At 40.2% G+C, this 26,118-nt stretch carries 23 protein-coding genes, 1 pseudogene, 2 riboswitches and 2 other annotated features; of the genes and pseudogenes, 11 read left to right on the forward strand and 13 right to left on the reverse strand.

The window, feature by feature from the left end; genetic code table 11:
- Positions 1–3: 3 nt before the first annotated feature.
- The 5 genes from ABVZ64_RS03010 to ABVZ64_RS03030 all read right to left on the reverse strand — a co-directional run bounded on the left by ABVZ64_RS03010 (position 4) and on the right by ABVZ64_RS03030 (position 5,368).
- Positions 4–1,386 (reverse strand): TldD/PmbA family protein, encoded by a 1,383-nt coding sequence (locus ABVZ64_RS03010; protein ID WP_352399574.1) that lies wholly within the window; start codon positions 1,384–1,386, stop codon positions 4–6.
- The gene (locus ABVZ64_RS03015) at positions 1,386–1,943 is read right to left on the reverse strand and encodes a Holliday junction resolvase RecU (RefSeq protein ID WP_352399575.1); all 558 of its coding nucleotides are present in this window, start codon (positions 1,941–1,943) and stop codon (positions 1,386–1,388) included. The genes ABVZ64_RS03010 and ABVZ64_RS03015 overlap by 1 nt, the downstream gene beginning before the upstream one ends.
- Before the next feature lie 179 nt (positions 1,944–2,122).
- Positions 2,123–2,911: a divergent polysaccharide deacetylase family protein gene (locus ABVZ64_RS03020; RefSeq protein ID WP_352399576.1), complete on the reverse strand. Its 789-nt coding sequence runs from the start codon at positions 2,909–2,911 to the stop codon at positions 2,123–2,125.
- A 114-nt stretch (positions 2,912–3,025) separates the two neighbouring features.
- Positions 3,026–4,423 carry an MATE family efflux transporter gene (locus ABVZ64_RS03025; protein WP_352399577.1) on the reverse strand — a complete coding sequence of 466 codons (1,398 nt, stop codon included), beginning with the start codon at positions 4,421–4,423 and terminating at the stop codon, positions 3,026–3,028.
- Positions 4,424–4,618: 195 nt separating this feature from the next.
- A riboswitch (FMN riboswitch) is annotated at positions 4,619–4,739 on the reverse strand.
- Positions 4,740–4,873: 134 nt separating this feature from the next.
- Positions 4,874–5,368, reverse strand: coding sequence for a hypothetical protein (locus tag ABVZ64_RS03030; protein ID WP_352399578.1), 495 nt, complete (start codon positions 5,366–5,368; stop codon positions 4,874–4,876).
- A gap of 129 nt (positions 5,369–5,497) precedes the next feature.
- On the opposite strand from ABVZ64_RS03030, the gene ABVZ64_RS03035 reads away from it, so the two are divergent.
- The 7 genes from ABVZ64_RS03035 (at position 5,498) to ABVZ64_RS03065 (ending at position 13,286) form a co-directional block, all read left to right on the forward strand.
- Positions 5,498–5,677, forward strand: coding sequence for a hypothetical protein (locus ABVZ64_RS03035; protein WP_352399579.1), 180 nt, complete (start codon positions 5,498–5,500; stop codon positions 5,675–5,677).
- Positions 5,678–5,974: 297 nt separating this feature from the next.
- Positions 5,975–6,550: a xanthine phosphoribosyltransferase gene (locus ABVZ64_RS03040; RefSeq protein WP_352399580.1), complete on the forward strand. Its 576-nt coding sequence runs from the start codon at positions 5,975–5,977 to the stop codon at positions 6,548–6,550.
- Positions 6,551–6,701: 151 nt separating this feature from the next.
- Positions 6,702–7,826 (forward strand): BMP family ABC transporter substrate-binding protein, encoded by a 1,125-nt coding sequence (locus ABVZ64_RS03045; RefSeq protein ID WP_352399581.1) that lies wholly within the window; start codon positions 6,702–6,704, stop codon positions 7,824–7,826.
- A 37-nt stretch (positions 7,827–7,863) separates the two neighbouring features.
- Entirely contained in the window at positions 7,864–9,384 is a 1,521-nt protein-coding gene (locus tag ABVZ64_RS03050) for an ABC transporter ATP-binding protein (RefSeq protein WP_352399582.1), read from the forward strand.
- Positions 9,381–10,457 carry an ABC transporter permease gene (locus ABVZ64_RS03055; protein WP_352399583.1) on the forward strand — a complete coding sequence of 359 codons (1,077 nt, stop codon included), beginning with the start codon at positions 9,381–9,383 and terminating at the stop codon, positions 10,455–10,457. The genes ABVZ64_RS03050 and ABVZ64_RS03055 overlap by 4 nt, the downstream gene beginning before the upstream one ends.
- 1 nt (position 10,458) lies before the next feature.
- Positions 10,459–11,388: an ABC transporter permease gene (locus tag ABVZ64_RS03060; protein WP_352399584.1), complete on the forward strand. Its 930-nt coding sequence runs from the start codon at positions 10,459–10,461 to the stop codon at positions 11,386–11,388.
- A gap of 251 nt (positions 11,389–11,639) precedes the next feature.
- Positions 11,640–13,286 carry a SulP family inorganic anion transporter gene (locus ABVZ64_RS03065; RefSeq protein ID WP_352399585.1) on the forward strand — a complete coding sequence of 549 codons (1,647 nt, stop codon included), beginning with the start codon at positions 11,640–11,642 and terminating at the stop codon, positions 13,284–13,286.
- A 42-nt stretch (positions 13,287–13,328) separates the two neighbouring features.
- Here the strand turns inward: ABVZ64_RS03065 and ABVZ64_RS03070 are convergent, their stop codons facing one another.
- The 7 genes from ABVZ64_RS03070 to ABVZ64_RS03100 form a co-directional block, all read right to left on the reverse strand.
- Complete coding sequence (locus tag ABVZ64_RS03070) at positions 13,329–13,859, reverse strand: CDP-alcohol phosphatidyltransferase family protein (protein ID WP_352399586.1); 531 nt, start codon at positions 13,857–13,859, stop codon at positions 13,329–13,331.
- A 208-nt stretch (positions 13,860–14,067) separates the two neighbouring features.
- On the reverse strand, positions 14,068–15,450 hold the full coding sequence (locus tag ABVZ64_RS03075) for a TrpB-like pyridoxal phosphate-dependent enzyme (protein ID WP_352399587.1): 1,383 nt from the start codon (positions 15,448–15,450) through the stop codon (positions 14,068–14,070).
- A 99-nt stretch (positions 15,451–15,549) separates the two neighbouring features.
- Positions 15,550–15,793 (reverse strand) — a binding site (T-box leader).
- 160 nt (positions 15,794–15,953) lie between these two features.
- On the reverse strand, positions 15,954–17,153 hold the full coding sequence (locus ABVZ64_RS03080; protein ID WP_352399588.1) for a cation:proton antiporter: 1,200 nt from the start codon (positions 17,151–17,153) through the stop codon (positions 15,954–15,956).
- A gap of 52 nt (positions 17,154–17,205) precedes the next feature.
- Positions 17,206–17,277, reverse strand: a riboswitch (Fluoride riboswitch).
- A 217-nt stretch (positions 17,278–17,494) separates the two neighbouring features.
- Positions 17,495–17,848: a CD1247 N-terminal domain-containing protein gene (locus ABVZ64_RS03085; RefSeq protein WP_352399589.1), complete on the reverse strand. Its 354-nt coding sequence runs from the start codon at positions 17,846–17,848 to the stop codon at positions 17,495–17,497.
- Between the two features lie 129 nt (positions 17,849–17,977).
- Positions 17,978–18,541 carry an elongation factor P gene (gene efp, locus ABVZ64_RS03090; RefSeq protein ID WP_352399590.1) on the reverse strand — a complete coding sequence of 188 codons (564 nt, stop codon included), beginning with the start codon at positions 18,539–18,541 and terminating at the stop codon, positions 17,978–17,980.
- A 286-nt stretch (positions 18,542–18,827) separates the two neighbouring features.
- Positions 18,828–19,355 carry a YqeG family HAD IIIA-type phosphatase gene (locus ABVZ64_RS03095; RefSeq protein WP_352399591.1) on the reverse strand — a complete coding sequence of 176 codons (528 nt, stop codon included), beginning with the start codon at positions 19,353–19,355 and terminating at the stop codon, positions 18,828–18,830.
- The gene (locus ABVZ64_RS03100) at positions 19,336–19,683 is read right to left on the reverse strand and encodes a NifB/NifX family molybdenum-iron cluster-binding protein (protein WP_352399592.1); all 348 of its coding nucleotides are present in this window, start codon (positions 19,681–19,683) and stop codon (positions 19,336–19,338) included. The genes ABVZ64_RS03095 and ABVZ64_RS03100 overlap by 20 nt, the downstream gene beginning before the upstream one ends.
- 272 nt (positions 19,684–19,955) lie before the next feature.
- Here ABVZ64_RS03100 and ABVZ64_RS03105 point away from each other — a divergent pair, with 272 nt between their 5' ends.
- The 4 genes and pseudogenes from ABVZ64_RS03105 to ABVZ64_RS03120 all read left to right on the forward strand — a co-directional run bounded on the left by ABVZ64_RS03105 (position 19,956) and on the right by ABVZ64_RS03120 (position 25,530).
- The gene (locus ABVZ64_RS03105; protein ID WP_352399593.1) at positions 19,956–21,071 is read left to right on the forward strand and encodes an aminopeptidase; all 1,116 of its coding nucleotides are present in this window, start codon (positions 19,956–19,958) and stop codon (positions 21,069–21,071) included.
- 189 nt (positions 21,072–21,260) lie between these two features.
- Positions 21,261–21,514 (forward strand) — a binding site (T-box leader).
- A 188-nt stretch (positions 21,515–21,702) separates the two neighbouring features.
- A pseudogene (gene metG, locus ABVZ64_RS03110) lies at positions 21,703–23,700 on the forward strand (methionine--tRNA ligase); the annotation flags it as partial.
- Positions 23,700–24,455: a TatD family hydrolase gene (locus tag ABVZ64_RS03115; protein WP_352399594.1), complete on the forward strand. Its 756-nt coding sequence runs from the start codon at positions 23,700–23,702 to the stop codon at positions 24,453–24,455. The pseudogene metG and the gene ABVZ64_RS03115, both read left to right, overlap by 1 nt.
- Before the next feature lie 280 nt (positions 24,456–24,735).
- Positions 24,736–25,530 (forward strand): G5 and 3D domain-containing protein, encoded by a 795-nt coding sequence (locus ABVZ64_RS03120; protein ID WP_352399595.1) that lies wholly within the window; start codon positions 24,736–24,738, stop codon positions 25,528–25,530.
- A 78-nt stretch (positions 25,531–25,608) separates the two neighbouring features.
- Here ABVZ64_RS03120 and ABVZ64_RS03125 read toward each other — a convergent pair whose 3' ends face one another.
- On the reverse strand, positions 25,609–26,031 hold the full coding sequence (locus tag ABVZ64_RS03125) for a hypothetical protein (protein ID WP_352399596.1): 423 nt from the start codon (positions 26,029–26,031) through the stop codon (positions 25,609–25,611).
- Positions 26,032–26,118 lie beyond the last annotated feature (87 nt).

Here is a 26,118-nt window from a genome sequence, read left to right on the forward strand (position 1 = left end):
CTTTTACCCCCTTCCACCAACAACCATTTCCTGTACTCTTATCATAGGTTGTCCAACATCTGTGGGGATGGAGCCGCTTATACTCCCACACATTCCTTGGGCACGAGCCAAATTGTTTCCAACCATATCAATCTTTTGTAAAACTTCCATGCCTTTTCCAATTAGTGTAGCCCCACGCACAGGCTCTGCAATTTTGCCATTACGAATCATATACCCCTCTAAAACCGCAAAATTAAAAGAACCTGTTGCCGGATCCACACTACCCCCACCCATCTGTTTTGCATATAAGCCAAATTCAGTGTTAGCAATAATCTCTTCCGGTGTACTAAGCCCATTATCAATAAATGTATTTGTCATACGGCTAGTTGGTGCAAATCGATAACTTTCTCTACGTGAAGAACCTGTGGTTTTTGATCCCATACGCCTTCCATTAAGTTTATCCACCAAATAGGAACATAAAATTCCATTTTCTATTAATACATTCCTCTGGGTGGGGGTACCCTCATCATCCATAGCCGAAGAACCCCATCCGTAGGGAATTGTCCCGTCATCGATGGCAGTTACCACAGAGGATGCAATCTGCTGACCCATTTTCTCACAAAAAACCGATGCATTTCTTGCAATGGCTGTTGCCTCCAAACTATGCCCACAAGCCTCGTGGAATATGACACCCCCAAATCCATTGTCAATCACTACTGGCATTCTTCCCGCCAGACAATAGTTTGCCCCCAGCATGGTCGTTGCCATACGCGCCGCCTTTCTTGCCGTATCTTCCACATCTATTTGATTATATAATTCAAACCCCATGGATGCTCCCGGACCTAAATGACCACTTTGCTTTTCCGTGGCAGAGGATGCGATAGCCTCTATGTTAAAACGACTGCGAACTCGTCTTTCCTCGGCCCACAACCCATCTGTATTCGCAATAAAAACATCTTTTGTCACATCTAGGCATCCAGCCCTTGTTTGAGTAATCAAAGGGCTATATTTTCTTGCCGCCTCTGCGGCCAAAAATAGTTTTTCAGCCTTCCTATTCTTTTCCACCTCATCTGGCATTATTCGAACAGGGTCTTTTGTGGCAAAATTCAGCGGACCCCATCCCTGCAAAGGATATACCCTATCCCCCCTTGCAGCAGCGGCAGCTTCCCTGGCTATGCGAACTAGATTCTTTTCACAGCTATCATTGGTAAAACCGTAAATAGCTTTATTTTGAAAAAACAATCTTATACCAACACCATAATCCAAACCGCTTAGTGCCGCCTCCACTTTGCCATTTACTACGCTCAGCGTGTTTCGCTTTGTTTGTTCCATATATATTTCTCCAAAATCGGCACCCGTTCCTAAGGCCGCCGACAATGTATTTTCCACAACCGATTTTGTCAGCATTATTTTTCGTCCTTTCCCGGTTCTTCATCCGTCTCATCTAAATATAGGCTAACTGCATCCAAATAATGCAGTATGCCATTGCCTGTCTTTTGTATTTTATATTTCTCTAAAAAAGCATTCTTAGGTATAGACTTTCTTCCGCCCTTTTCCCCTTCCAACCAAAAGGCCTCTAATATTTCAAATGGCAGTAAATAATATTCATCGAATGATGTAAAATGCACTAAAAGAAAAGCCAATCCACGCTGTGTACGAAAATCCGCCATAAACTCTATCTGGTGCTGATGAATATTTTGCAATGGTAAATTTTTATGAGCAGTTTCCTTTGCATCAAAACAAATGGGTACCCCTTGAGCAACTCCAATGTAATCAACGGTGCTCTGTTTCTCGAAATACGCTAATGTAATCGTCCTCTTTTCCTGATCAATCCTTACTGGAGTAATAGGCGTAGGAACTTTTTGAAGCAGAGCAAGCCCCCTCTGGCGGTATTTTTCATTTGTAAAGTTGATGCTTTCTTCTAGTGAACTACCTCTTAGGCCCCTTGAATTCCAGTGTGACATTTTTCCTCCTTGAGAATATTGACTTAAAAAACCTTGTTTTTATGGGTAGTCTTTCCCTTCCCAATTTTTCAATATTATATCATATCCACAAAGAAAAGAAAATTCAATCTCACACCACAAAGAGTATCTCTGCATTTGCCTTAAAAGGAATTTGTCTTGGTTCAAATACCGATAAGACTTTACTTTGCTAACTCACTAGCTGTAACAAACACTACGCCTTTCTCCTTTAATTCAGGAATCAAGCTTTGTAATGCTTTCACTGTCACATCCCCACCCTCGGGACCCACATGACCAATTGCCATTGCTTCCCCACCCTTCAAAGCCATTTCCCCAGCCTTGCGCAGGTTTTTTTTCACAACCTCAATATCATCGGTGCTATCTAAAAACACTCTTCTAGCTAAAAAAGGCACCCCTTTTTCCTTGGCCAATGCCTTGCCCTGACTTTTCGCTGTGGTTACACTATCTACAAAAAATCCATTTTTCTCTTTTACCACATCCAAAATATCACCCAGACAACGGGTATCCTCCATAATGGCAGATCCCATATGATTGTTCATGCCCTTTGCATTTGGTAGTATGGAATACGCTTCCTCCACCAACGCTTTAATTTCTTCATCATTCATTGTACGAAAGATGCCTTTTTTACCAACCCACTCCGCCTTGCCCGATAGGGATTCCATTGGCATATGTATAATAACCTCTTTGCCCGAATTTACTGCTTTTTGTGCATCCTCTTTTGAGCAGTCGGAAAAGGGCATAACAGCCACTGTTAAAGGAATGGGCAATGCCAACATCTCATCCGTCCCTTCCCCACTATAGCCAAAGTCATCAATTACAATTGCCAGCTTTCCATATGTTGACATATTGGATGCCTTTACTGCCTGCTTAGCGGCAGTAAGCCTGCCACCTGCAAAACAAAAGCAAAAAAACAGCAAATAACATAAAGCATTTTTCCATTCTTTCTTCATCCTACTCAGCCCACCCTTAGTTGTTTGTTACATAAAGATACACTTAAAACCTGTCCATTATTCCCATTTTTAAGTTTACGAAAGCCCATAGAAAAATTTTTCTATGGGCTGATTTTACGAAATGGCCTTAAAATTCTCTTTGCCTTCTACCAAAAATCCAGATTTTTTCCAACTCCTAAATTCAAAAGAAATGAGTATCATTGCAAGTAAAAAGGCAAGGGTATCCGCCAATGGGGCAGCAAATAATGCACCGTTTAGATGAAAACTTTTAGACAGTATTAGTGCAAATGGTATCAAAAAAACAATCTGTCTTGAAAGTGCAACCAAAAGGGACTTTCCGGGCTTCCCCACTGCTTGAAAAAAGGATGCCGTTACCTGGGGTGGGCCGTAAAGAAAAAAAGCAAGCATATAAACCCGGAAACAGTATTTTGCAAATTCTAAAAATAGTGGCTCATTCTCCACAAAAATCCCCGCTATAAAAACCCCACCCCATCTAAACACACAAAACCAAAAAACAGAAATCACCAGAGAGGCCCAAACCCCTATGCAGTAAGTCCTCCTTACCCTATCATACTGCTTTGCACCAAAGTTAAACCCATGTATAGGTTGGGTACCCGCCGCAAGCCCAACAAACATCGCATGGGCAATCTGATATAGTTTTGTCATAATGCCATAGCAAGAAAGCGCAACTTCACTGCCATAGGGACTCAATGCACCATATCTCCCCATGAGATTATTCATCACGATTTGGGTGGCTGCTGTTGCCATCTGCATACAGAAGCTTGGAAAACCCAACTTAAAAATCCCACCTATCAGCTTTCCTTGCAACTTCAAATATTTCTTTTGCAACTGAATATGCTCCATCTTAGGAATATAAGCTAACGCAAGACATCCTGATACAATCTGACCTATGATCGTTGCCAACGCAGCACCTTGTACCCCCATGTGAAACTCAAAAATAAAAATTGGATCCAAAATCAGGTTGATGGCCGCCCCTATCATCATAGTCCGCATCATATATTTGGGGTTTCCGTCTGCTCGAATAATTGCCGTCAGAGCCATATTACACATAGAAAAAGGTAATCCCCATAATATAATGGCGGTATAGCTTGCAGAAATTTCTATGACCCCTTTCGAAGCACCAAAAAACAATACCATAGGCTTTAAAAATAATAATCCACCACAAAAGAATATTACCCCTGCCAATAAAAGTATGATGATGCCATTGGCAAAATAGTTGTCCCCCGCCTCGTTATCGCCACGCCCTAATGAAAGACATATATTAGAAGCACATCCATCGCCAATCATCAGCGCCATGGCGGCGGACATAATAAAAATAGGAAATGCCACATTAGTAGCTGCTACACCATCAATACCTACCGCCCGCCCAATAAAAACTTGATCCACAATATTGTACAAACTATTTACAATCAAAGTCAGTGTAGTGGGAACTGAAAATTTAAAAAGCAATCTTCCTATTTTTTCAGTACCTAGTATGTTTTCCTGTGCCATACAATCCCCCCTAAGAAAAAGGCTACGCCAAAACTTCACATTTTAAAAATGTTGTAAGATGCATGGCTTTATCACGAATTTTTTTTCCAACAAGAGTTCTTTCCACCAAAAAAGCATCCTACCACAATGGATAGAATGCCCTCTATTTCTCCGTTTTTGGAAAAAAAGGCACTCTACCACAGTAAAAATCAAGTGCACCTTCTTCTCCCATCCAGACTGACTGTCGGCTTCGCATTACAACGAATCCTGCTTTGGCATCTGCCTCAGCTCGCGGGCTTTTACCGCCGGTATGGTTTTCCCATTTCCGAAGAATGAATATTGTTTATTATATGCTGTAATCTTATCTTAAATATAACTTTTCTTAAATACATAGGCAACGCAGAAAATTTTTAAACCTTATTCCATTATATTACAAATGGTATCATAAGGAAATTACAAAGTCAATGTATCTTATTTCGTTTCTGCCCCACAAAAGATACAAAAACGCTGTCCTTCTTTTATTCCTCCACCACAATTGTAACAAAAAAGAGGCCTTACTATTTTTTCTTCCGGAAGATCCTCATCAAATATATTTTTCACCGACGACGTTGGTTGTCCATCCAAATTGGGCTCTGGTTGGTCTGATTGTACAAACAATTCCTTTCCTTTGGTACGTTCTTCTAAAATCTGTTCTCTCTCGCTTTTGATTTTTTCGATTTGTAAGTCCAATGCACGCATACGATCCTGACTTACCACAATCTTATCACAAATCAACATTGCCTCATCATCCAATTTCTCACCGGTGGCAAACTTTGCCCAATAGTATTCACCTAACTCTCTTTGATAGCATTGGATATTCCCCTTTTCTATAGAAATTTCTCCATTAAGACGGTTTATTTCCAAGCTATCACCAGCTTTTTCCGATAAATTTTTTGCCACTTCGCCAATTTTCTCAAATAAATCCATAATCTCCCTCTTTTTCTTATAAAATCCATTTTCCTGATTATACATGGAAACGTTTCTTAAATCAATTGTTCAATTGTTGCTGAATCAATTCCATCCTTTTTTCACATACTGAGTTTGGGAGGTGAAAGTATGAAAATTTTTCAAGATATCTCTACCCTTCGTCCAGAATTGGCGAAAGAAATTGCCCACAATTCTTCGGACATGAAACGTTTTTACACCTTAACCACCGAAGAACGGGCAGATATACTAGGCCGAATTAGTATGCACAACTCTATCAAAGAGTTGGAAAATGCTAATGAAGAAAAGTAAATCTTCCCAATTTGGAGGGCAATTGACAAAAGGTTGCCCTCCTTCTTTTTAAAACACATACAAAAAAAAACGCTTGGCTGCGTTGCTCTATAAAAAGTTGTTCATTTATTTCATAACTTTTCCCCAAAGCCTAGTAGGTTTATCCTTGTTTTTTCCGCTTATTTTTCCACCGCACCCATGCACTGTTATAAAATATTATACAATTCGACTTTATCCTATTTACATCGCCATCGTCCCACCGTATAATAAAAATACCTTTTTAAACAACCAGCTTTATGTAAGAAGGAGCCATTTATCATGGAATTGTTAAAACGTAGAATTTTAAACGACGGAACAGAAGTAGGCACAGAGATCGTCAAGGTAGATTCCTTCTTGAATCACCAATTAGACATTGGCTTATTTATGGCATTAGGCAAAGAGATTCATCGTCGCTTCGGAAATATGGGAATCAACAAGATCCTTACAATAGAAGCCTCTGGTATCGGCATTGCCGCCATTACAGCCATTTATTTCGATCTGGTGCCTGTTGTTTTTGCAAAAAAAACACAGCCAAACACGATGTCTGATGAATTTTTCGGTGCCCCTGTAAAATCTTTTACAAAAGGAACCGTCTCCATCGCAAGAGTATCCAAACAATACTTAAGTAAAGATGATAAAGTCTTAATTATCGATGACTTCCTTGCCCATGGCGAAGCTGCCGCAGGTCTTGCAAACCTGGTAGAGCAAGCAGGTGGTACTGTTATAGGTATCGCTGCCATTGTAGAAAAAGAATTCCAAGGCGGAAGTCGAAAACTAAGGGATTTGGGTTATCATGTAGACTCATTGGCAGTCATTACAAAAATTGAGGACGGGAAAATCTATTTCAAAGATTGATACGTCCTTCTTTGTTGTTACCTATCATTGTTAATTGTTATAAGTTAGCTATATTTTTTTGGTTATTTCGCCTTCATAAAGGGGAGGGCGTTTAACATACCTGTCACTATTTTATTACTATTACTATTGTTTCAAGAAAAGGAGAGGAACCATGAAAAAGTTAACAAAATTCTTGGCATTGGCTTTGGCCGTAACAATGTCCATGACCGCTCTGGTTGGTTGCGGTGGTAGCAGCAACGAGCCCGCAGCAGAAGCAGGTGAGGCAACAGCAGAAGCAACAAAAGTAGGTTTTATTTATATTGGATCCCAGAATGACGGTGGTTATTCCCAGGCACAGCACAACGGAACAAAGGCTGTACAGGAATATTTCGGCGACAAGGTGGAAACCATTATTGCTGAAAACGTAGCAGAGGAAAAACAAACAGTTAAAACTACTGCAATCAACATGATCGACCAGGGTGCTTCTATTGTTGTTGGTACAAGCTTTGGTTTCATGGACGCATTAGAAGAATTATCCACAGAATATCCTGATGTTACCTTCTTACATTTCTCAGGATACAAAATGAACGATACAAACTTTGGTAACTACTTTGGTGCAATGGAAGAACCCCGATTCCTTTCCGGTATGATTGCTGGTATGATGACAGAAACAAACAAACTGGGTTATGTTGCAGCTTTCCCTTATACAGAAGTACATATCGGTATAGATGCCTTTACATTAGGTGCACAGAGCGTAAACCCTGATGTGGAAGTAAAAGTTGTTTATGTAAACAGCTGGAACGATCCTGCTAATGAAAAGGCAGCAGCTGAATCCTTATTGGCTCAAGACTGTGACATCATTACACAGCATGGCGACTCTGCAGGCCCTCAGTTGGCTGCAGAAGCAGCAGGTAAACTGGCTATTGGTTACAACTTAGATAATTCTAAAGTAGCTCCTGGTTCTTTCTTGACTGCACCTGTATGGCATCACGATAAATACCTGATTCCTACAATCGAAAAAATTATTGCTGGTGAATATGCTCCTGAATCCTACTATGGTTCTATGAAAGATGGTTATTTGGGTCTTGCACCAATGACAGACTTAGTACCTCAGGATGTTCAGGATAAAGTTAATGAAGTTGCAGCTAAAATGGAAGCCGGCGAATTCCCTGTATTTGTTGGACCTATCTACGATACAGAAGGCAATGTACTGGTAGCTGAAGGCGAAACTCTGGACAGAGATGGCATTTGGACAGTAATGCAGAGCTTAGTGAAAGGCGTTTCCGCTGTAAACTAAGAATAAATCCCCTTTTTAAAAGATTAGGAGAAAAAATATGGAACCCGTAAAAGCAATAGAAATGAGAAATATTTCCAAAGCTTTTGGGTCCGTTAAGGCGAACGAAAACGTGAATCTCACTGTTTATAACGGTGAGATTCATGCGCTATTAGGAGAAAACGGTGCCGGAAAAAGTACCCTTATGAGTATGCTTTCCGGTATCTATACTCCAGATAGCGGTTCTATCTCTATTCAAGGCAAAGAGGTAGAGTTTTCCTCCCCCAAGGACTCCATCGCTTTGGGCATCGGTATGATCCACCAGCACTTTAAGCTGGTAGATGTCATGACAGCAAAAGAAAACATGGTAATGGGCAGCAAGGGTGTTTCTCTGCGAGGCAAACAGTTGACCAAAGAGATGCAAGCAATTTGCGACAAATATGGCCTTGACATTAAACCTGATAAAAAAGTATATGAAATGTCTGTTGGTGAAAAGCAAACGCTAGAAATCATTAAGGTACTATACCGTGGGGCAAGAATTCTGATTTTGGATGAACCCACCGCTGTTTTAACCCCCCAAGAGATCAAGCGTCTTTTTGCTATTTTAAAAAACATGAAAGCCCAAGGCTGTGCCATTGTTATTATTACCCACAAGCTAAACGAAGTAATGGAAATTTCAGACCGTATTACTGTTTTGCGTCGTGGCCAGTCCATAGAAACAGTGGAAACAAAAGATGTAGAAGTAAACCCCTTGATTGAAATGATGGTTGGTAAAAAAGTGGACTTAGAATTGGATAGACCTCATTGCAGTCAAGAAAAAGCATTGTTAAAGGTCGATGGGCTTTACGTTTCTACAAAAGAAAATAAACATGCATTGGAAGATATCAACTTTGACTTGTTTTCAGGGGAAATTTTGGGGATTGCTGGAGTTGCCGGCAGTGGTCAAAAAGAAATTTGTGAAACCATTGCAGGGCTATTGCCTGCCGACAAGGGTCGTATTTTCTTTGAAGATGCAAATATCCTGGGTAAAACCCCCCGAGATATCATTCACCTAGGTATTCGTATGGGCTTTATCCCTGAAGATCGTTTAGGCATGGGCTTGGTTGGCTCTATGGATATGGTTCACAACATGATTCTTAGAGATTACCCCAATCAGCCGGGCTTTTTCTTACGTAGAAAAGAGAGCACCAAAAAAGCGGAACGCTTAGTGGAGCAATTGGAAATCCTAACACCTGGTGTTCACCACCCAATCAAAAAACTTTCCGGTGGTAATATTCAGAAGGTTTTGTTGGGGCGTGAAATTGATTCCAACCCTAAGGTCTTGATTACCGCTTATCCTGCCCGTGGGCTGGATATTGGTGCATCATATAAAATTTATGATTTGCTCAACGAGCAAAAGAAGAAGGGTGTTGGCGTACTATTTATTGGCGAAGACTTAGACGTTTTAATGGCCCTATGTGACAGAATTATGGTATTTTGCGGTGGTAAAATGACAGGTATCGTTAACCCCGAAGAAATTACAAAAGAAGACATCGGCCTCTTAATGGCAGGCGGCTCACTGAATAAGGAGGTTCGCTCATGATTCCTTTAAAAATTGTAAAGAGAGATGATTTGCCTCATAACAAAGCGATTATGATTCGTATTGTTTCTGTGGCTCTCTCCATTGTTTTTGCCGGATTGGTCATCGCCCTTTTGGGTTACAACCCAATTACAATCTTTACTTCCATGGTTAAAGGTGCGTTAGGGACAACCATTCGTATTCAACAGACAACCTTAAAGGCAATCCCACTGATTATCACTTCCTTGGGTATCTTGGTTGCATTCAAGATGAAATTTTGGAATATCGGTGGTGAAGGTCAGATTATGATGGGCGCTTTTGCCGCCTCTGCCGTAGCTTTAAACCTTGATCTTCCTAAGCCTTTAATGCTATTATCTATGGCAATTGCGGCTATGGTTATGGGTGGTCTGTGGGCATTTATCCCTGCCTTCTTCAAGGCAAAAATGGGTACCAATGAAACTATTTTCACCTTGATGTTAAACTACTTAGCAATTAAGTTCGTAACCTATTTACAGTATGGCCCTTGGAAAGACCCTTCTTCTCAAGGATTCCCCAAAATTGCTGCATTCTCTGATGCTGCAATCTTACCATCCATCGGTGGTGTGCATATTGGGTGGATTATCGCATTGCTTTTAGTGGTTTTGGTTTATATTTTCTTAAATCACACCAAAAAAGGCTATGAGATTTCCGTTGTTGGTGAAAGCATCGAAACCGCTCGCTACGCTGGCATGAACATCTCCTCTATCATTATTATTGCCATGATGCTCTCTGGTGGCCTCTGCGGCTTAACAGGTATGATTCAGGCATCCGCTGTAGAAAAAACATTATCAGCTTCCCTTTCTGCAAATTATGGTTTTACTGCTATTATAACCACCTGGCTTGCAGGCCTAAATGCGATTGCAACTCTATTCGTATGTGTGGCATTTGCCATCTTGGTACAGGGTGGTAATTATATTCAGATTTCCATGCAAGTACCTGCATCCGTTGCAGATATGATTCAGGCAATCATCTTATTCTTTGTATTGGGCAGTGAATTCTTCTTGCAGTACAAGGTTAGTTTCCATAGATTTGTAAAAGTAAAAAAGGAGGTGAAATAATATGTTAGTGGGTTTTCTTTCTGCTGCTATCATAGCGGGCACTCCCCTACTTTTCGCCACCTTGGGCGAAATCTTTTCCCAAAAAGCAGGCCATCTTAACCTCGGTGTTGAGGGTATGATGTATATGGGTGCTATCATTGGATTTATTGTTGGCTTAACCACACACAATCCACTTCTCGCCATGTTTGGCGCAGTTGTGGCAGGGGGCGTTGGGGCGTTGCTCTATGCCTTCTTGACAGTATCCCTGCGTGTGAACCAAACTGTTTGTGGTTTGACACTAACCATCTTCGGCGAAGGCTTTGCCAGCTTTTTAGGCCAGAGCGTTATGGGCTCTATTGTTCCCGGGGATATCAAAAGTTTTTTCGTAGCAAAACCAATCCCTGTGCTTTCATCCATCCCATACATTGGTGATATTTTCTTTAATCAGGACATTTTCGTTTATTTTGGGTACATCTCAATCATTGCCGCAACTTTCTATCTGTTCCGCACCAAAAAAGGCTTAAACCTTCGTGCAGTTGGGGAGAGTGCTGCTGCTGCAGATGCATCCGGTATCAACGTAACCTTATACAAATACGTTCATATCCTCTTAGGGGGCGCGTTATGCGGTCTAGGCGGTGCTTATATGTCCTTGGTAACAGTTCCTGTTTGGCAGGAACACATTATTGCAGGCCGTGGTTGGATTGCCGTTGCTTTGGTAATCTTCGCCTCCTGGAATCCTGTAAAAGCTATGATTGGTGCTTTCTTGTTTGGTGGCCTTTCTATCCTTGGTTTCCGCCTACAAAGTATGGGTATTCATATCTCCCAGTATCTCATCGATATGCTCCCCTATGCTGCAACAATCATTATTGTTATCATCAGTACCAGAAAAAACAAAAAAGAAGATATGCCCCCTGCTGATTTAGGAAACCCTTACTTCAGAGAGGAACGTTAACTTCTTACAGAGAAAAAGCCTGTTTTCCATGGAAATTTATATGGAAAAACGGGCTTTTTTTATTTTTTTATCCTTTGTGTTAAGAAATCGCTAAAATTGCACAAAAACCCTGAAAGAAACAGCATTAAAATCCCCATTTTTACTGTTGAGAAAGGGATATAGCTTTGTTATGATAAGCGGGTGTGGAATTCACAAGAATTTCCTACTAATTCAATGTATTTTTCTTATAGGTAATGAAAGGGGATAGAGTCATGCTGCGCAATTTTGCAGACAGCTTAAAACAAGAATTTAAAGGGTATAATGCTTCCAAACTAACACAAGATTTAATGGCCGGTTTAACCGTTGCCGCTGTTGCCTTACCGTTGGCCTTAGCCTTTGGTGTAAGCAGTGGCGCCGATGCCGCAGCAGGTTTGATTACTGCTATTATTGCCGGGCTTGTAATGAGCACCTTGGCAGGTGGGTATTATCAAATTTCAGGGCCCACAGGTGCCATGGCTGCAATCCTGATGTCTTTGGTAGCTACATATGGCATTGACGGTGTGTTTATTGCCACTCTAATTGCTGGTATCCTGTTGCTTCTTGCCGGACTACTTCGTTTAGGAAAACTAACCGCCTTTATCCCTGCACCAGTTATCACAGGGTTCACCTCTGGTATCGCCGTTATCATTGCCTTAGGGCAGATTGATAACTTCTTTGGTACATATTCCGAAGGCACATCCGCAATCGCAAAAGTATTCAGCTATGGCAGATTAGGCTTCTCGCCCAATATGACCGCTATGCTTTTAGGTGTTTTCGTTATATTATTTATGGTGTACTTCCCCAAAAAATGGAATGCTGTTGTTCCCGCATCGTTGCTAAGTATTATTCTAGCAACAGCAGTTTCTATGGCAATGCACTTAGATGTAGCCATGGTTGGTGAAATCCCTAAAACACTTATCCCTGAAAGCCGTTTAACCTTATCCGTTTTGGATATGAAAACAGTGGGGGCATTAGTCACTCCAGCCTTTAGCATCGCCATTCTAGGCATGATAGAAAGCCTTTTGTGTGGTGCCAGTGCAGGTAGAATGACAGGGGTTAGGTTGAACAGCAATCAAGAATTGATTGCCCAGGGTATCGGTAATATTCTGTTGCCCTTCTTCGGGGGAATCCCTGCCACAGCGGCAATTGCCCGCACCAGTGTAGCCGTAAAATCTGGAGCGCAAACCCGTTTGGTTGGTATTTTTCATGCCATAGGCCTTTTGATTTCTATGTTCCTATTGGCTCCGGTTATGTCTCAAATTCCATTGGCGGCATTGGCAGGTGTTCTGATGGTGACGGCATGGAGAATGAATGAGTGGGAATCTATCCACTATATCTTCTCCCACAAATTTAAAGGCGCAATGCTAGAATTTGTGGCTACCATGCTTGCTACTATTATCTTCGACCTTACCATTGCCATTCTTGTTGGCGTTGTCATTGGTTTAATATTTCTGGTAACACGCCTTTCCTTTATTGAAATTAACTATGAAAATGTAGATATGAGTCGTATGAACGTTACAGACCCAGTCCTTTGCAATAGATATAAAAACGCAAAAGTTGTTTATATCACCGGGCCTATGATCTTTGCCAACACCCAAGCAGTTGCGGATATTGCCTCAAAAGTGGAAGGCGCCGATACCGTTCTATTCTCAATGCGTGGCGTTTCTAATATTGATATTTCCTGTGCACAAACCTTGAGGGAATTGATTGAAAGCCTGCGTAAACAGGGTGTTGACGTTGCCCTTTGCGGTCTGCCAAATAGGACCATGAAAATGATGCACCGTACGGATTTAAAAGACTTGATTGGTGAAGAAAACTTCTATTGGAGCGTTGAGCGAGTACTCCTTACAAATCGCCCAAAAGGAAATAAAGCAGCTTAATTAAAAAAGAGGGATTGCCCATCATAATGCAATCTCTCTTTTCTATTTGAAAAAAAATCCTTTTTGGTCACGCTTTAAATCTTTTTGCACAATATTAATTGCCAACTCCTCAATAGCGGCGATGGAAGCAACTAGGCAAAGCAAAACAATGGATAGTTTCATGCCAAGAGGGAGATACAGAATAGGAAATGCAAAGAGCACCCCCCCAGTCACCTTATTTAAGTATGTATGGAGGAAAGCCAATGCCCTATATTTCATTAGCCCTATGAATAAAGTGCTGCCCTTGATTAGTGAAATTCCACCTAACCAAAACAAACCCCACAGGGGCAAATGCATAATGGGAATGACTCTAATCAATGTAATTAGGATAAAACAGCAATCAGCAACGCTATCCAGCGTAGCGCCAAAGGGCGAGGCAAGCTGAAACCTTCTGGCAATAAATCCATCTAAACCATCCGTTATACCACAAAATAAGTATATCAATATAAACTCGGCTGAAAGGGGCTTTACCCATAAAAGAAACACAGAGCCAATTATTCTAGCTACTGTAAGTGCATTTGGAGTAAATTTCATCTTTTCACCTCAGTTACTGCTCATTTTCATTTTATTATTATTCATTCATTTTAGCTTTTCATCACTCACATGAATTGATACTCCAGTTCCCTCGTGTTTTGGCAAAAAAATCCCCCCAACCACAAATCCAATAACACCCCACCTTATAGGTGGGGTGTTTTCGTTAATCCATGTTGACACTTTATGATGCCGTTTTCTAGCCGTTACATTATCTATTCTGGGCGATATCAGGAATCCCTGCAAAACCCTTCTGCAAATCTTCATCAGAAGGAATATAGTCATTCATCTCTCCATTATTAAACCTCTCATAGGCAACCATATCAAAATAACCAGTGCCAGTCAAACCAAAAAGGATTGTTTTCTCTTCCCCATTTTCTTTGCAACGCATAGCCTCATCAATGGCAACACGAATGGCATGGGAGCTTTCAGGTGCCGGCAAAATCCCCTCCACTCTGGCAAACATTTCTGCCGCTTCAAACACTGACGTCTGCTCAACGGCACGAGCTTCCATCAATCCTTGATAGAACAATTCAGACACGATAGGGCTCATACCATGATAGCGTAAACCTCCTGCGTGGTTGGCAGAAGGGATAAATCCACTTCCTAAGGTGTACATTTTGGCCAAGGGGGTTACCATACCAGTATCACAGAAGTCATAAGCATACTTGCCCCGTGTCAAACTAGGGCAAGAAGCAGGCTCGACGGCAATAAAGTGATAATCCCTCTCACCCCTTAACTTTTCACCCATAAAAGGGGAAATAAGTCCGCCGAGGTTTGAGCCACCACCAGCACAACCAATGATAATATCAGGCACTACACCATATTTGTCCAAAGCTGCTTTTGCCTCCAAGCCAATAATGGACTGGTGCAATAAAACCTGATTTAGCACACTACCCAATACGTAACGGTATCCCTCACGACCTACGGCAACTTCCACCGCCTCAGAGATTGCGCAACCTAGGCTGCCTGTTGTGTTCGGATGCTCTGCCAAAATCTTCTTACCAACCTCTGTCGTCATAGAGGGTGATGGGGTTACCTTGGCACCATAAGTGCGCATCACTTCTCTACGGAAAGGTTTTTGCTCATAGGAAACCTTAACCATATAAACATTACAATCCAAGTCCAAGTATGCACACGCCATAGAAAGGGCTGTTCCCCATTGTCCTGCACCTGTTTCTGTGGTTACACCCACCAAGCCCTGTTTTTTTGCGTAGTACGCTTGAGCGATAGCAGAATTCAGTTTGTGGCTACCACTTGTATTATTGCCTTCAAATTTATAATAAATTTTTGCCGGTGTCTGCAATTTTTCTTCTAAGCAATAAGCACGTACCAAGGGTGACGGACGGTACATCTTATAAAAATCCAAAATTTCTTGAGGAATATCAATATATGCAGTGGAGTCATCCAATTCCTGATCCACTAACTCATCACAAAATACAACAGCCAAGTCTTTCGCTGTCATAGGCTCTAATGTTCCTGGGTTTAAAAGAGGTGCCGGTTTTTTCTGCATATCTGCCCGCACGTTGTACCATTGCTTTGGCATCTCCTGCTCATCCAAATAAATTTTGTAAGGGATTTCATTCTTTTTCATATTTTTTCTCCTCTCTATATAGGACAGTTTTTATGCCCGTTGGGAGTCAGAAACTAATTTTCGATACAAAAAAAGCTCCTGTCCCAACAAAATTACTTTTGCAGGGACAAGAGTAAACATTTACTCCTGCGGTGCCACCCGGCTTGGTACAAAATTAAGTACCCTCTCATGACATACTAACATATGTCCTCGTTGTTAACGGAGTATCTGCTCCGGCTTGCATACTCAATGTTCTGCTCGCCCTCTGGAGGCCATTCCTTCCAAAAATCCACACTGCCTTTCCACCACCGGCAGCTCTCTGTTGTTTCCTTCTGAAAGTACTCTTCTCCATCATAGGTTTGTTGGATAAATATTACGATGAAAATGTACAGTTGTCAATACAAAATTTTCATTTCAGTATTTTTCCCTATCATGTGCTTATTCGGCTGTATTTTATGGTAATTTATACAAGTATTTCTGTTTTTATTTTTCAAAACAGCCGTATTCCTAGTTTCTTCTACTCTCTATTCCTTTTGAGAAAGAAGCTTCTTATAACTTGCATCGATAACAAAGGCTCCCAAGGGTGCAGTAACCAAAATAGAAACAACAGCCACCGTAAGGATAAGTCTGCCGCAAGGCAACCCCATTGCTAAGGGCACACCGCCAATAGCCGCCTGAACTGTTGCCTTTGGCATATATGCAATCATACAAAAAAACCTTTCCCTTTTGTTTAGATGGGTACCCAATAGGCAAATAAACACACCACATACACGGAAGCACAACGCAAGTAATATCAACAAAACTGCGCTAAACCCTGCCTCTGCTGCATAACGAATATCTACTGCCGCGCCAACCAAAACAAAAAGCATTAATTCTGCACCAATCCAGAGCTTTGTTAACTTTTCTGAAAGACGCTCTGTCACCCTATTTACACTATTCATTTGTAGTACAATGGCCATACTCATAACTGCCAGAAGCCCTGATAGAGGCATGATTCCCTTTAACCACTGCTCCATGCTGACTAAAATAAATGCAAACCCCAATAGGATTACAACCTTCGAACTATTACGTATATGTCTGCCTTTTCTGTGCGCAATCTCAAAAAATTTTGCAAGTATAAAGCCAACAATACCCCCAAGGATAATGCCCAAAACAATAGAGATAGGTACAGCTGCAAAACTTAATGCTGAAACAGACTTGCCTTGTGCCAACCCTGAAATTGTAGAAAAAAGAACAATGACAAACACATCATCTGCCGATGCTCCTGCCAAAATCAGCTGAGGGATACTCCTTTTCGTTCCATATCCCTGTTCCATCAAATGAACCATTCTAGGCACAATAACTGCCGGAGAAACTGCCGCTATAACAGTGCCCATTAATGCCGCTTCAACCACTGATAACCCAAGAAACATGGGTGCAAGCAATATAAATCCAATAATCTCAAAACAAGCGGGTACAAAAGACATTAAAACCGCAGGACGACCTACCTTTTTCAAATCCCCAATATCTAAGGATAACCCTGCTTTCAGTAAAATAATAATCAGTGCAATTCGCCTTAAATCAGGGGACACCTCCAATATTATGGGCTCCAACAAATTCAGTACATAAGGCCCCAACAAAATACCAGCAAACAACATTCCAATAATACGGGGAAGCTTTAGCTTTGCAAATATTGCTGCAAAAAATAGCCCAACTAAAAAAATAAATGCCAATGATGATACCATACATTACTCCTCTCTTGCAAAGGCAACAAAAAAGCTGACACCTCTGCCATTAAAATTAGCAGAAGTCATCAGCTGTAAAAGCGGTTTTGGTTTCCCAAGGGAGAACTTCATTCCCCATTTTATATGCTATACCCAACGGCAAAAATAGATAATCCAGGTAAACCATTTGTTCAAAAAACTTATTTTCTCCAGTTTAACCTTCCTATGAGATTTTTATAGGCTTCAATTACATCAAAGCCTTAACAAAACCAACTTATTTTACCATATTTTTAATACAATGGCAATAATATCCTTCATCTACAAGCAAAAAAGGTTCGGCAAAAAGCCGAACCTTTTTACTTTTAGAATTTAAGCTTATCCACATCTGCAGTTCCCATTGGAATGCCATTTCCACATTTGGGGCATTGAATTTCCGTTTCTGTTTCCATTGTTTCTTCATCCACATCAATTTCTTCGCCGCAGTTGGGACAGATGAAAGAATAGAAGAAAATTGGTTCACTTTCCCCATCTCCACAATCACAATCATCCATACATTCCATATCTTCATCATCCATGAAAGTCTCCAGCATAAACGCCATATCATCTAAAATATCTAATATGCCGTGAAAAACCTTGCCTTCTTTGCTGTCTTCATCAAAGCCGCTTCCATCACACATACCTCGAAGATAAGTGATTTTTTTTTCAAAGTATTCCATGTCAAAAAGCCCCCTTTTTCAATACTTTCAGGATTTTTTTAAGACCTGCTAAACCACAAATAGTATTCTACTTATGGCTTCCTGTTTCATCAATGACGATACATTGACGAGAAGCATATCTTTTCAAAATTAGGAGTTAACTCTACCTAAATACTCACCTGTTCTTGTATCAATCTTAACCAATTCATCCTGATTGATGAACAAAGGTACCTGAATCTGAGCCCCTGTTTCCAAGATTGCTGGCTTTGTAGCACCCTGCGCTGTGTTTCCAGCAAATCCAGGTTCTGTTTCTGCAATTCTTAATTCAACAAACAAAGCAGGCTCGATACCGAAAACCTGACCATCGTAGGAAAGAATTTTAACAACATCATTTTCTTTTACAAACTTCAAAGAATCGCCAACTTCGTCAGCATTGATTGCAATCTGGTCGAAAGTTTCGGAGTTCATGAAGTGATACAAATCACCATCGTTATACAGGTACTGCATATCCTGTCTATCGATATGTGCTTTTGGCATTTTTTCAGTAGGTCTGAATGTTTTTTCCAAAACAGCACCTGTTTTTAAGTTTTTAATTTTTGTACGTACAAACGCAGCACCTTTACCAGGTTTTACGTGCTGGAATTCCAAAATCACATAAGGCGCGCCTTCGTATTCCATTGTTACACCATTTCTAAATTCACCTGCAGAAATCATTCGTATTTCCTCCTCAAAATCGTTACTTCAGTCATAGACTCATTTTACAATTCTTTAAAATTGTATTTATAACAGACAGCGTTTTTCAAAACGCCTGGAAATCAGTTTGGGTTATATTCCCTCTGTTTTCTTGAGTAAGACCCTTGTTTATACTGTGTTCTTACCGTCGTCCGTTAACCTATCATGCTTGCTTTTATGAAAAATAAGCATATCCTTTTACATTTTAATGTAAAAGCCCATAGATTTCAATAAAAACTTAGTGTAATCGGGCATTTTCTATTATTTTTTATTTCCTTTCCCGTTTAAAATATACCTTTAACACTTGTTTTTCCATGCCTCTTTTTACCTTTGTTACAAGCTGATCCCGATTGCAGATTGGTGCTGTTAAAATACAGGTAAGACCAGCCTTATGTCCACACCACATATCTGTAAAAATTTGGTCTCCTACGATTGCAGTATTTTGGGGAGATAATTTCAATTTTTCCAAAGCAAGCTTTAATTTCTTTACCCCTGGCTTACCTGCTTTATGCACTGCCAATGTTTTTAGGTTTTTGTTAAACAGCTGAACTCTCTCTTTATTATTATTGGAAAGAATACATAAACGAAATCCTTGTTTTTTTAAAAATATAAATAATTCAATCAAATCGTCATCGGGCTCAGTAATGTCAAAAGGTGCCACTGTATTATCAATATCAAAAACCAAACCTTTGATACCCTTTGCTTTTAGCGCCTCTATTGGTAATTCATAAACAGATTTCACATAAATATCAGGAAAAAAACGCTCTAATACCATATTATTCCAACCCTTCTTCATCCTTACTCCAAAATGCATTTTCATCTATATCACCTAGACGTTCGCCACTTAAATAGCGAACCATAATGTCATCAGCTTCACCGCTAACCCCATAAATTAATTCAACACGTTTTAATCGTAATATATTTCTTGAGCCAGAGCGAATTCGGCCACAAATCATTACATTAACAGCCTCATCCATTAAAAAATTTCCAAACTCCTTCGTCCCTATTGGTACTATCACCTTCGATTTTACCAATTCAATTTCCACATCATATATGGTAAATTCTTCAGCCCTAGAAAAAACAGATTCTATTCTTCCATCCCTAGTGGGTATTGCCACGCGCACCAAAAACCCCCCAATCTTTTGTATCATATTGTTCTATTATACTGATCATGACTCCATTTACAACGCTAATTTTTTGAAATCGTCCTACAAACTTCCAATTCTTCATAACTGTTCTAAGATACATTTATATTTGATGCTTCTTTAAAATATATGGTTATTGTATCCGCTTTTTTAGGGGTTTGTCAAATTACTGTATATTTTTTTTGCATATATATTGAAATAAGTGTAAAATACTACCTGTACGTATTTGATAAACAAAGGAGCTGACTAAAATGGATGAAAGAATCAAAACATTAGCATATAACTTAGTAAATTACTCTTGTCGTTTGGAAAAAGGTGAAAAAATTCTTATCAATTGTAATGGGATTCACCCTACGCCCTTGGTAAAGCAAATTATCAAAGAAGTCTATAAAGTGGGGGGTACACCTTTTTTACAGGTCATGACCAATTCTTTGGAAAGAGAATTGCTTTTAGGTGCCACAGAGGATCAACAAAAAATTATGGCTGAAGTTGATGGCCGCTTAATGAAGCAAATGGATGCCTTTATTGGCGTTCGTGGTGAGGATAACATCACAGAGCAAGCAGATGTGCCCAATGAAAAACTTGATTTGCAAAATCGCTTATATACAGACCCCGTTCACCACGGTATTCGTGTACCCCATACAAAATGGGTTGTATTGCGTTATCCAACAAACTCCATGGCTCAGTCAGCACACACTAGCTTAGAAGATTTTGAGGATTTCTATTTTAATGTATGTAACTTAGATTACAGCAAAATGAGTAAAGCCATGGATTCTTTAGTAGAGCTGATGAATAAAACAGATAAAGTTCGCCTGGTTGCCAAAGATACAGATTTAACATTCTCCATTAGAGATATTCCCGCCGTAAAATGTGCCGGAAGATGCAACATCCCTGATGGCGAGGTTTACACTGCCCCCGTTAAAAATTCCATTAACGGTGTGATTACCTATAATACTCCATCGGAATACAATAGCTTTACCTTTGAACACGTAAAGCTAACTTTCAAAGAAGGTAAAATTGTGGACGTAGATGGCAACGACAAAGAACGTTTGGAAAAAATCTTTAACACGGATGAAGGTGCAAGGTATGTTGGTGAGTTTGCTATTGGCGTAAACCCCTACATCACAAAGCCTATGAACAACATCTTATTTGATGAAAAAATCAGCGGAAGTATTCACTTTACCCCTGGTAATTGTTACGAAGACGCTGATAACGGCAACCATTCTGCAATCCATTGGGATTTGGTTTTAATTATGACTCCTGAATTTGGCGGCGGCGAAATTTGGTTTGATGACAAATTAATTCGCAAAGACGGTATTTTCGTTTTACCTGAATTAGAAGTTTTAAACCCTGACAAACTAAAATAATCCAAAATTTTAATAAAAAGATTAGTTCCAACTGAGGTGTAAGTTTATTCTTACGCCCCATAGCGTATAAAGAGGATAACCTTTAAGGTATTTTAGGGTGATACTTCCGCATCCGCCCAAAAAAGTTGAAAAACAAGGTTTCTTTTATTGACGAGTCCTTGAAGATATAGTAAAATCCTGTTATATGACAAACTGGCTATGAAAAGAAGAGTAAACGGCACGCTATGTGAAAGAGAGCCTTAAAGGTGTTAAAGCCTTAGCTGAAAAAAGGTACAGAAGCAACCGTTGAAAATGGTCTTAGAGCCGCGCACCGAAAGATAACACTCTTTAGGCTGCGACGGGTGCGCCCGTTAAAGCGCAAGGGTACAGCTGTACCTATCGAGGTCTTTTTTGTGAAAAAAAGACAAATTAAGGTGGTAACACGGTGAATCATCGTCCTTTGTATTTTTGTATAAAGGACGTTTTTTTTATTTATAGAGCTTCACAACTGAATGCCAATGAAATAAAAAGCTGTGCTTAGCACAAGCTGTACAACAGGAAATATGATTAAGCATCTTTATGCTGTAGTTATATTTCTTGTGTTTCTTCAGCAAAAAACGGACAAGTGCCGCCATATTGATAACACAAAAAAAGGAGAGAGAACACAGTGGAAAAAGAAAAATTTTATATCACCACCCCCATTTATTATCCCAGTGATAAACTGCATATCGGTCATTCCTATTGTACCGTAGCAACAGATACTATGGCTCGTTACAAAAGGCTAAGAGGCTACGACGTTATGTTCCTTACAGGAACTGATGAACATGGTCAAAAGCTAGAACGTATCGCAAATAGCCAGGGCATGGAGCCAAAAGAATATATCGATAAAATCGTTGTTGGTATCAAAGACCTTTGGCAAACATTAAATATCTCCTATGATAAATTTATCCGTACTACTGACGATTACCACGTAAAAGCTGTTCAGAAAATCTTTAAACAGCTTTACAATCAAGGAGATATCTATAAAAGTTCCTATGAAGGTTGGTACTGTACACCCTGCGAGTCCTTCTTTACTGAGCACCAGCTAGTAAATGGTAAGTGCCCCGACTGCGGACGTGACGTTGAATTGGTAAAAGAAGAAAGCTACTTCTTCCGCCTTTCCAAATACCAAGATCGTATCCTCAAATACATGGAAGAAAACTCAGAATTCTTACAGCCAAACACCCGCCAGAACGAAATGATTAATAACTTCTTGAAGCCAGGCCTGGAAGACTTAGCTGTTTCCCGTACCTCCTTTAAGTGGGGTGTTCCCGTTGAATTTGATCCTGGCCATGTTGTTTATGTTTGGATTGATGCCCTTTCCAACTATATCACTGCGTTGGGATATGGTTCTGAAGATGATAGTTTATATCAAAAATTCTGGCCTGCTGATATCCACGTTGTAGGCAAGGAAATCGTACGTTTCCATGCCATCATTTGGCCTGCAATGCTGATGGCTCTTAATTTGCCTTTGCCTAAAAAGATCTTTGGTCATGGCTGGTTGGTAATCAACGGTGGTAAAATGTCTAAATCCGTTGGTAATGTGGTAGACCCTAACGTATTGGTAGAAAAATATGGTGTAGATGCAATCCGTTACTTCCTCCTTAGAGAAATTGCCTTTGGTCAGGATGGTAACTTTAATAATGAAGCGTTGATTCAGCGAATTAATGCCGACTTGGCAAATGACTTGGGCAATTTGGTTTCCAGAACCGTGGGTATGATTGAAAAGTACTTTGGTGGTACATTGCCTGATGTACGCAGCAAGACAGATTTTGATGCAGATTTAGAAGGTATGGCTGTGGCTACTGCCGAAAAAGTGGAAGCAGCTATGGAAAAAATGTTCTTTAGTGATGCATTAATTGAAATTTGGAATCTGATTCGTAGAACCAACAAATATATTGATGAAACACAGCCCTGGATTCTTTGCAAAGATGAAGACAAAAAAGGCGAATTGGCAAATTCTTTGTATCATGTTGCCGAAAGCGTAAGAATTATCTCTATTTTAATTCAGCCTTTTATCCCCAATACTCCGGAGAAAATATGGAAACAGTATAATATGGATAAAAAAATCGTGGATTGGGAGATGTCAAAAGAATGGGGCTTGTTGCCTGTTGAATTTAAAGTAGAAAAAGGTGAAACCCTTTTCCCCCGTATTGATATGAAAAAAGAACTGGCAGAGCTTGAAGCTGCAATTAAGGCTTCTCAGGCTACCGCCGTTGCAAATCAAGGCAAGGAGGAAAAGAAAGAAGATAAAAAGAAACACGAAGAACCCGAATACCCCGCTGAAATTACCATCGATGATTTCTGCAAGGTACAGCTTAAGGTTGGCGAAGTAATCGCAAGCTCCGTTGTAGAAGGCTCCAAAAAACTTCTCCGCAACGTAATTAAGTTGGGCGAAGAAGAAAGAGTGATCTTCTCTGGTATTAAGGAATGGTATACCCCTGAAGAAATGGTAGGCAAAAGGGTTGTGGTTGCTTATAATTTGAAGCCTAGAAAAATGATGGGTGAAATGTCATACGGAATGATTCTTTGCGCCGACGACGGAAACGGCAATTTGAGTCTTTTGACCACAGAAAGCAAAGATTTCCCCAGCGGAAGTGGTATTAGCTAATGTATTTTGAATCCCATGCACATTTTGATGACAGAAGATTCAAGGAGGATCGGGAGGAGCTATTGGGGCTTCTCCCCTCTTGCGGTATAGACTACGTGGTGAATGTAGGTTGCGATGTGAAAAGTTCAAAACAGAGCATCCGCCTTGCGGAACGCTATGATTATGTTTATGCCTCTGTGGGTATTCACCCCCATGAATTATATAATATGTCATCTCAGACCATCGAAGAGCTCCGTCGGCTTTCCGAGCATAAAAAAGTTGTTGCCATTGGCGAAATTGGTTTGGACTACTACTATGATACCCATCCCAGAGAATTGCAACAATTTTGGTTCCGTCAACAGTTACGCCTTGCAGAATCTGTTAACAAACCTGTAATAATTCATTCACGAGATGCTTCTAAAGAAACCTTTGATATTATGGCATCCAGCAACGTTCGCCGTGGTGTAATTCACTGTTATTCCGGTGCGGCACCAATGGCGGTGGAATATACAAAAATGGGCTTTCATGTCGGTATTGGGGGGGTTGTAACCTTTCCAAACGCAAAAAAATTAATCGAAGTGGTGGAAGCAATCCCACTGGAGAAAATTTTAATCGAAACGGACAGCCCATATCTATCCCCTGCACCCAACCGCGGAAAGCGTAATGACTCCAGAAATCTAGAATTTATTGTGAATAAAATTGCAGAAATCAAAGAAACTACGCCACAAAAAGTGGCTGAAATCACTGGTAAAAATGCCAAAAATTTATTCTTTTAAAAAAACATTGCATAAATGTTACAAATGTGTTAATATACTACTTGTAGATTAAAGATATATCCATACGATATGTCTTTATTTTTTGCAGTTGTTTGAAAAGCGTAAATAAAAAGCATGCGGAAGTGACGACTCCCCCGTGTAAATACGACTGCGGCTCATTCCCTAAAAGGGGTTGGGCAAAGGCATAAAAGTCTATATGTCTATCATAAATACGAGAGGAACAACCCTTTTGCCCGTTCCCACAAAATTGGCAAACCGGGTGGTGTTCAAGGAGGAAAAAATGAAAACGCATCTTAGAGTATTTGCTATCGTGGTATTTATATTGGTGATTGGCTGCGGCTCGGCCTCTGCTTACAGCAAACTAGATACACAGTCTGTAATCGTTAATCTGGATGGTGTACCTCGTATGGTATCCACAGATTCCGAAACTGTTGGTGAATTGTTAGAAGAACTTTCAGCAACCATCGACTCCGAATATCTTTTAGAAGATTATAACGAGACAGACGCTGTAACAGACATGATGACCATCTCTCTCACCTCAGTAACTGAAAAAATTGTTGCTACTACCGACGTTGTACCTTACAAAACAATCGAAAAGGCTTCTACCGAATTAAAACCCGGTGAACGTCGTGTTGTTCAAGAAGGTCAGGAAGGTCAAACTTCTACGGTAAACAAAGAAGTGTACCATGGCAACAAATTAGTAAGTTCAGAGTTTGTAGAAACGAAAGTTATCACAAGTACAGTAGACGAAATCATTGAAATTGGAGCTTCCAACGTCATTGACGGCATGACTTATAAAAAAGCAATTAAATCAAAGGTTACAGCATATACACCTTATGATGCTGGTTGTAACGGCATCACAGCAACGGGTGCTAGAGCAACAAAAGGTGTTGTAGCAGTAGATCCTAGCGTAATTCCTTTAGGTAGTAAGGTTTACGTTCCCGGCTATGGTGTTGCCATTGCTGCAGATACAGGCGGTGCAATCAAAGGGAACCGTGTTGATGTTTGTTATGAAACAAAGAATGAGGCATTTTCTTGGGGAGTTCAAAACGTAACTGTTTACGTTCTGTCCTAATCGAAGAAAAATGACATACAATTAACCACGATATAAAAGACCAAGTCAAATGACTTGGTCTTTTTTCTTTTATATACTTTATTGGGTTTCATCCCTTCTACACCCTTTTAAAATCGGATAAGCAACAACTGGAATGAATGTAAGGGCAAGGGCTATCCAGAAAGAAGGATACGCTGTTCTTAAGCCTATGGATAGGCTGATTTCACCCGTAACATTTAGCATATGCCATGTCATTAATTGCCAAATCAAACAAATTGGAATGGTAATCAAGCAGATTTCAATCAATATAGGAAGTAGGGATTTAAAACTTTCTTTCTTGGGTATCACATTACAAAATACCCCTAACAGTATCATTTGAATCATTACATACTGTAAACCATAAAACCCCCACCAATAGCCCGTTTCCTTAGGATCAAAGGAAAACCAAGGAAACAAAATACCCGTCCACGAAAACAACATAATTTTTATAAATGCTTTTTTGCCCCATTGCGATGCAAACATCTTGTCCCTCCTAGTGGATGTACTCCCCGCCAAAATCATTTTTAGGTAAACAAAAGGGGTATTCACATAACTTGTAAATACCACCTT

This window comes from Anaerotignum sp., from assembly GCF_040307045.1.
Classification (GTDB): Bacteria; Bacillota; Clostridia; order Lachnospirales; family Anaerotignaceae; genus Chakrabartyella.

What these genes read in the sequence shown, in the direction of transcription:
- ABVZ64_RS03010 (WP_352399574.1), bottom strand. Translation starts at nt 1,386, where the DNA reads ATGCTGACAAAATCGGTTGTGGAAAATACATTGTCGGCGGCCTTAGGA.
- ABVZ64_RS03015 (WP_352399575.1), bottom strand. Translation starts at nt 1,943, where the DNA reads ATGTCACACTGGAATTCAAGGGGCCTAAGAGGTAGTTCACTAGAAGAA.
- ABVZ64_RS03020 (WP_352399576.1), bottom strand. Translation starts at nt 2,911, where the DNA reads ATGAAGAAAGAATGGAAAAATGCTTTATGTTATTTGCTGTTTTTTTGC.
- ABVZ64_RS03025 (WP_352399577.1), bottom strand. Translation starts at nt 4,423, where the DNA reads ATGGCACAGGAAAACATACTAGGTACTGAAAAAATAGGAAGATTGCTT.
- ABVZ64_RS03030 (WP_352399578.1), bottom strand. Translation starts at nt 5,368, where the DNA reads ATGGATTTATTTGAGAAAATTGGCGAAGTGGCAAAAAATTTATCGGAA.
- ABVZ64_RS03035 (WP_352399579.1), top strand. Translation starts at nt 5,498, where the DNA reads ATGAAAATTTTTCAAGATATCTCTACCCTTCGTCCAGAATTGGCGAAA.
- ABVZ64_RS03040 (WP_352399580.1), top strand. Translation starts at nt 5,975, where the DNA reads ATGGAATTGTTAAAACGTAGAATTTTAAACGACGGAACAGAAGTAGGC.
- ABVZ64_RS03045 (WP_352399581.1), top strand. Translation starts at nt 6,702, where the DNA reads ATGAAAAAGTTAACAAAATTCTTGGCATTGGCTTTGGCCGTAACAATG.
- ABVZ64_RS03050 (WP_352399582.1), top strand. Translation starts at nt 7,864, where the DNA reads ATGGAACCCGTAAAAGCAATAGAAATGAGAAATATTTCCAAAGCTTTT.
- ABVZ64_RS03055 (WP_352399583.1), top strand. Translation starts at nt 9,381, where the DNA reads ATGATTCCTTTAAAAATTGTAAAGAGAGATGATTTGCCTCATAACAAA.
- ABVZ64_RS03060 (WP_352399584.1), top strand. Translation starts at nt 10,459, where the DNA reads ATGTTAGTGGGTTTTCTTTCTGCTGCTATCATAGCGGGCACTCCCCTA.
- ABVZ64_RS03065 (WP_352399585.1), top strand. Translation starts at nt 11,640, where the DNA reads ATGCTGCGCAATTTTGCAGACAGCTTAAAACAAGAATTTAAAGGGTAT.
- ABVZ64_RS03070 (WP_352399586.1), bottom strand. Translation starts at nt 13,859, where the DNA reads ATGAAATTTACTCCAAATGCACTTACAGTAGCTAGAATAATTGGCTCT.
- ABVZ64_RS03075 (WP_352399587.1), bottom strand. Translation starts at nt 15,450, where the DNA reads ATGAAAAAGAATGAAATCCCTTACAAAATTTATTTGGATGAGCAGGAG.
- ABVZ64_RS03080 (WP_352399588.1), bottom strand. Translation starts at nt 17,153, where the DNA reads ATGGTATCATCATTGGCATTTATTTTTTTAGTTGGGCTATTTTTTGCA.
- ABVZ64_RS03085 (WP_352399589.1), bottom strand. Translation starts at nt 17,848, where the DNA reads ATGGAATACTTTGAAAAAAAAATCACTTATCTTCGAGGTATGTGTGAT.
- efp (WP_352399590.1), bottom strand. Translation starts at nt 18,541, where the DNA reads ATGATTTCTGCAGGTGAATTTAGAAATGGTGTAACAATGGAATACGAA.
- ABVZ64_RS03095 (WP_352399591.1), bottom strand. Translation starts at nt 19,355, where the DNA reads ATGAAGAAGGGTTGGAATAATATGGTATTAGAGCGTTTTTTTCCTGAT.
- ABVZ64_RS03105 (WP_352399593.1), top strand. Translation starts at nt 19,956, where the DNA reads ATGGATGAAAGAATCAAAACATTAGCATATAACTTAGTAAATTACTCT.
- ABVZ64_RS03115 (WP_352399594.1), top strand. Translation starts at nt 23,700, where the DNA reads ATGTATTTTGAATCCCATGCACATTTTGATGACAGAAGATTCAAGGAG.
- ABVZ64_RS03120 (WP_352399595.1), top strand. Translation starts at nt 24,736, where the DNA reads ATGAAAACGCATCTTAGAGTATTTGCTATCGTGGTATTTATATTGGTG.
- ABVZ64_RS03125 (WP_352399596.1), bottom strand. Translation starts at nt 26,031, where the DNA reads ATGTTTGCATCGCAATGGGGCAAAAAAGCATTTATAAAAATTATGTTG.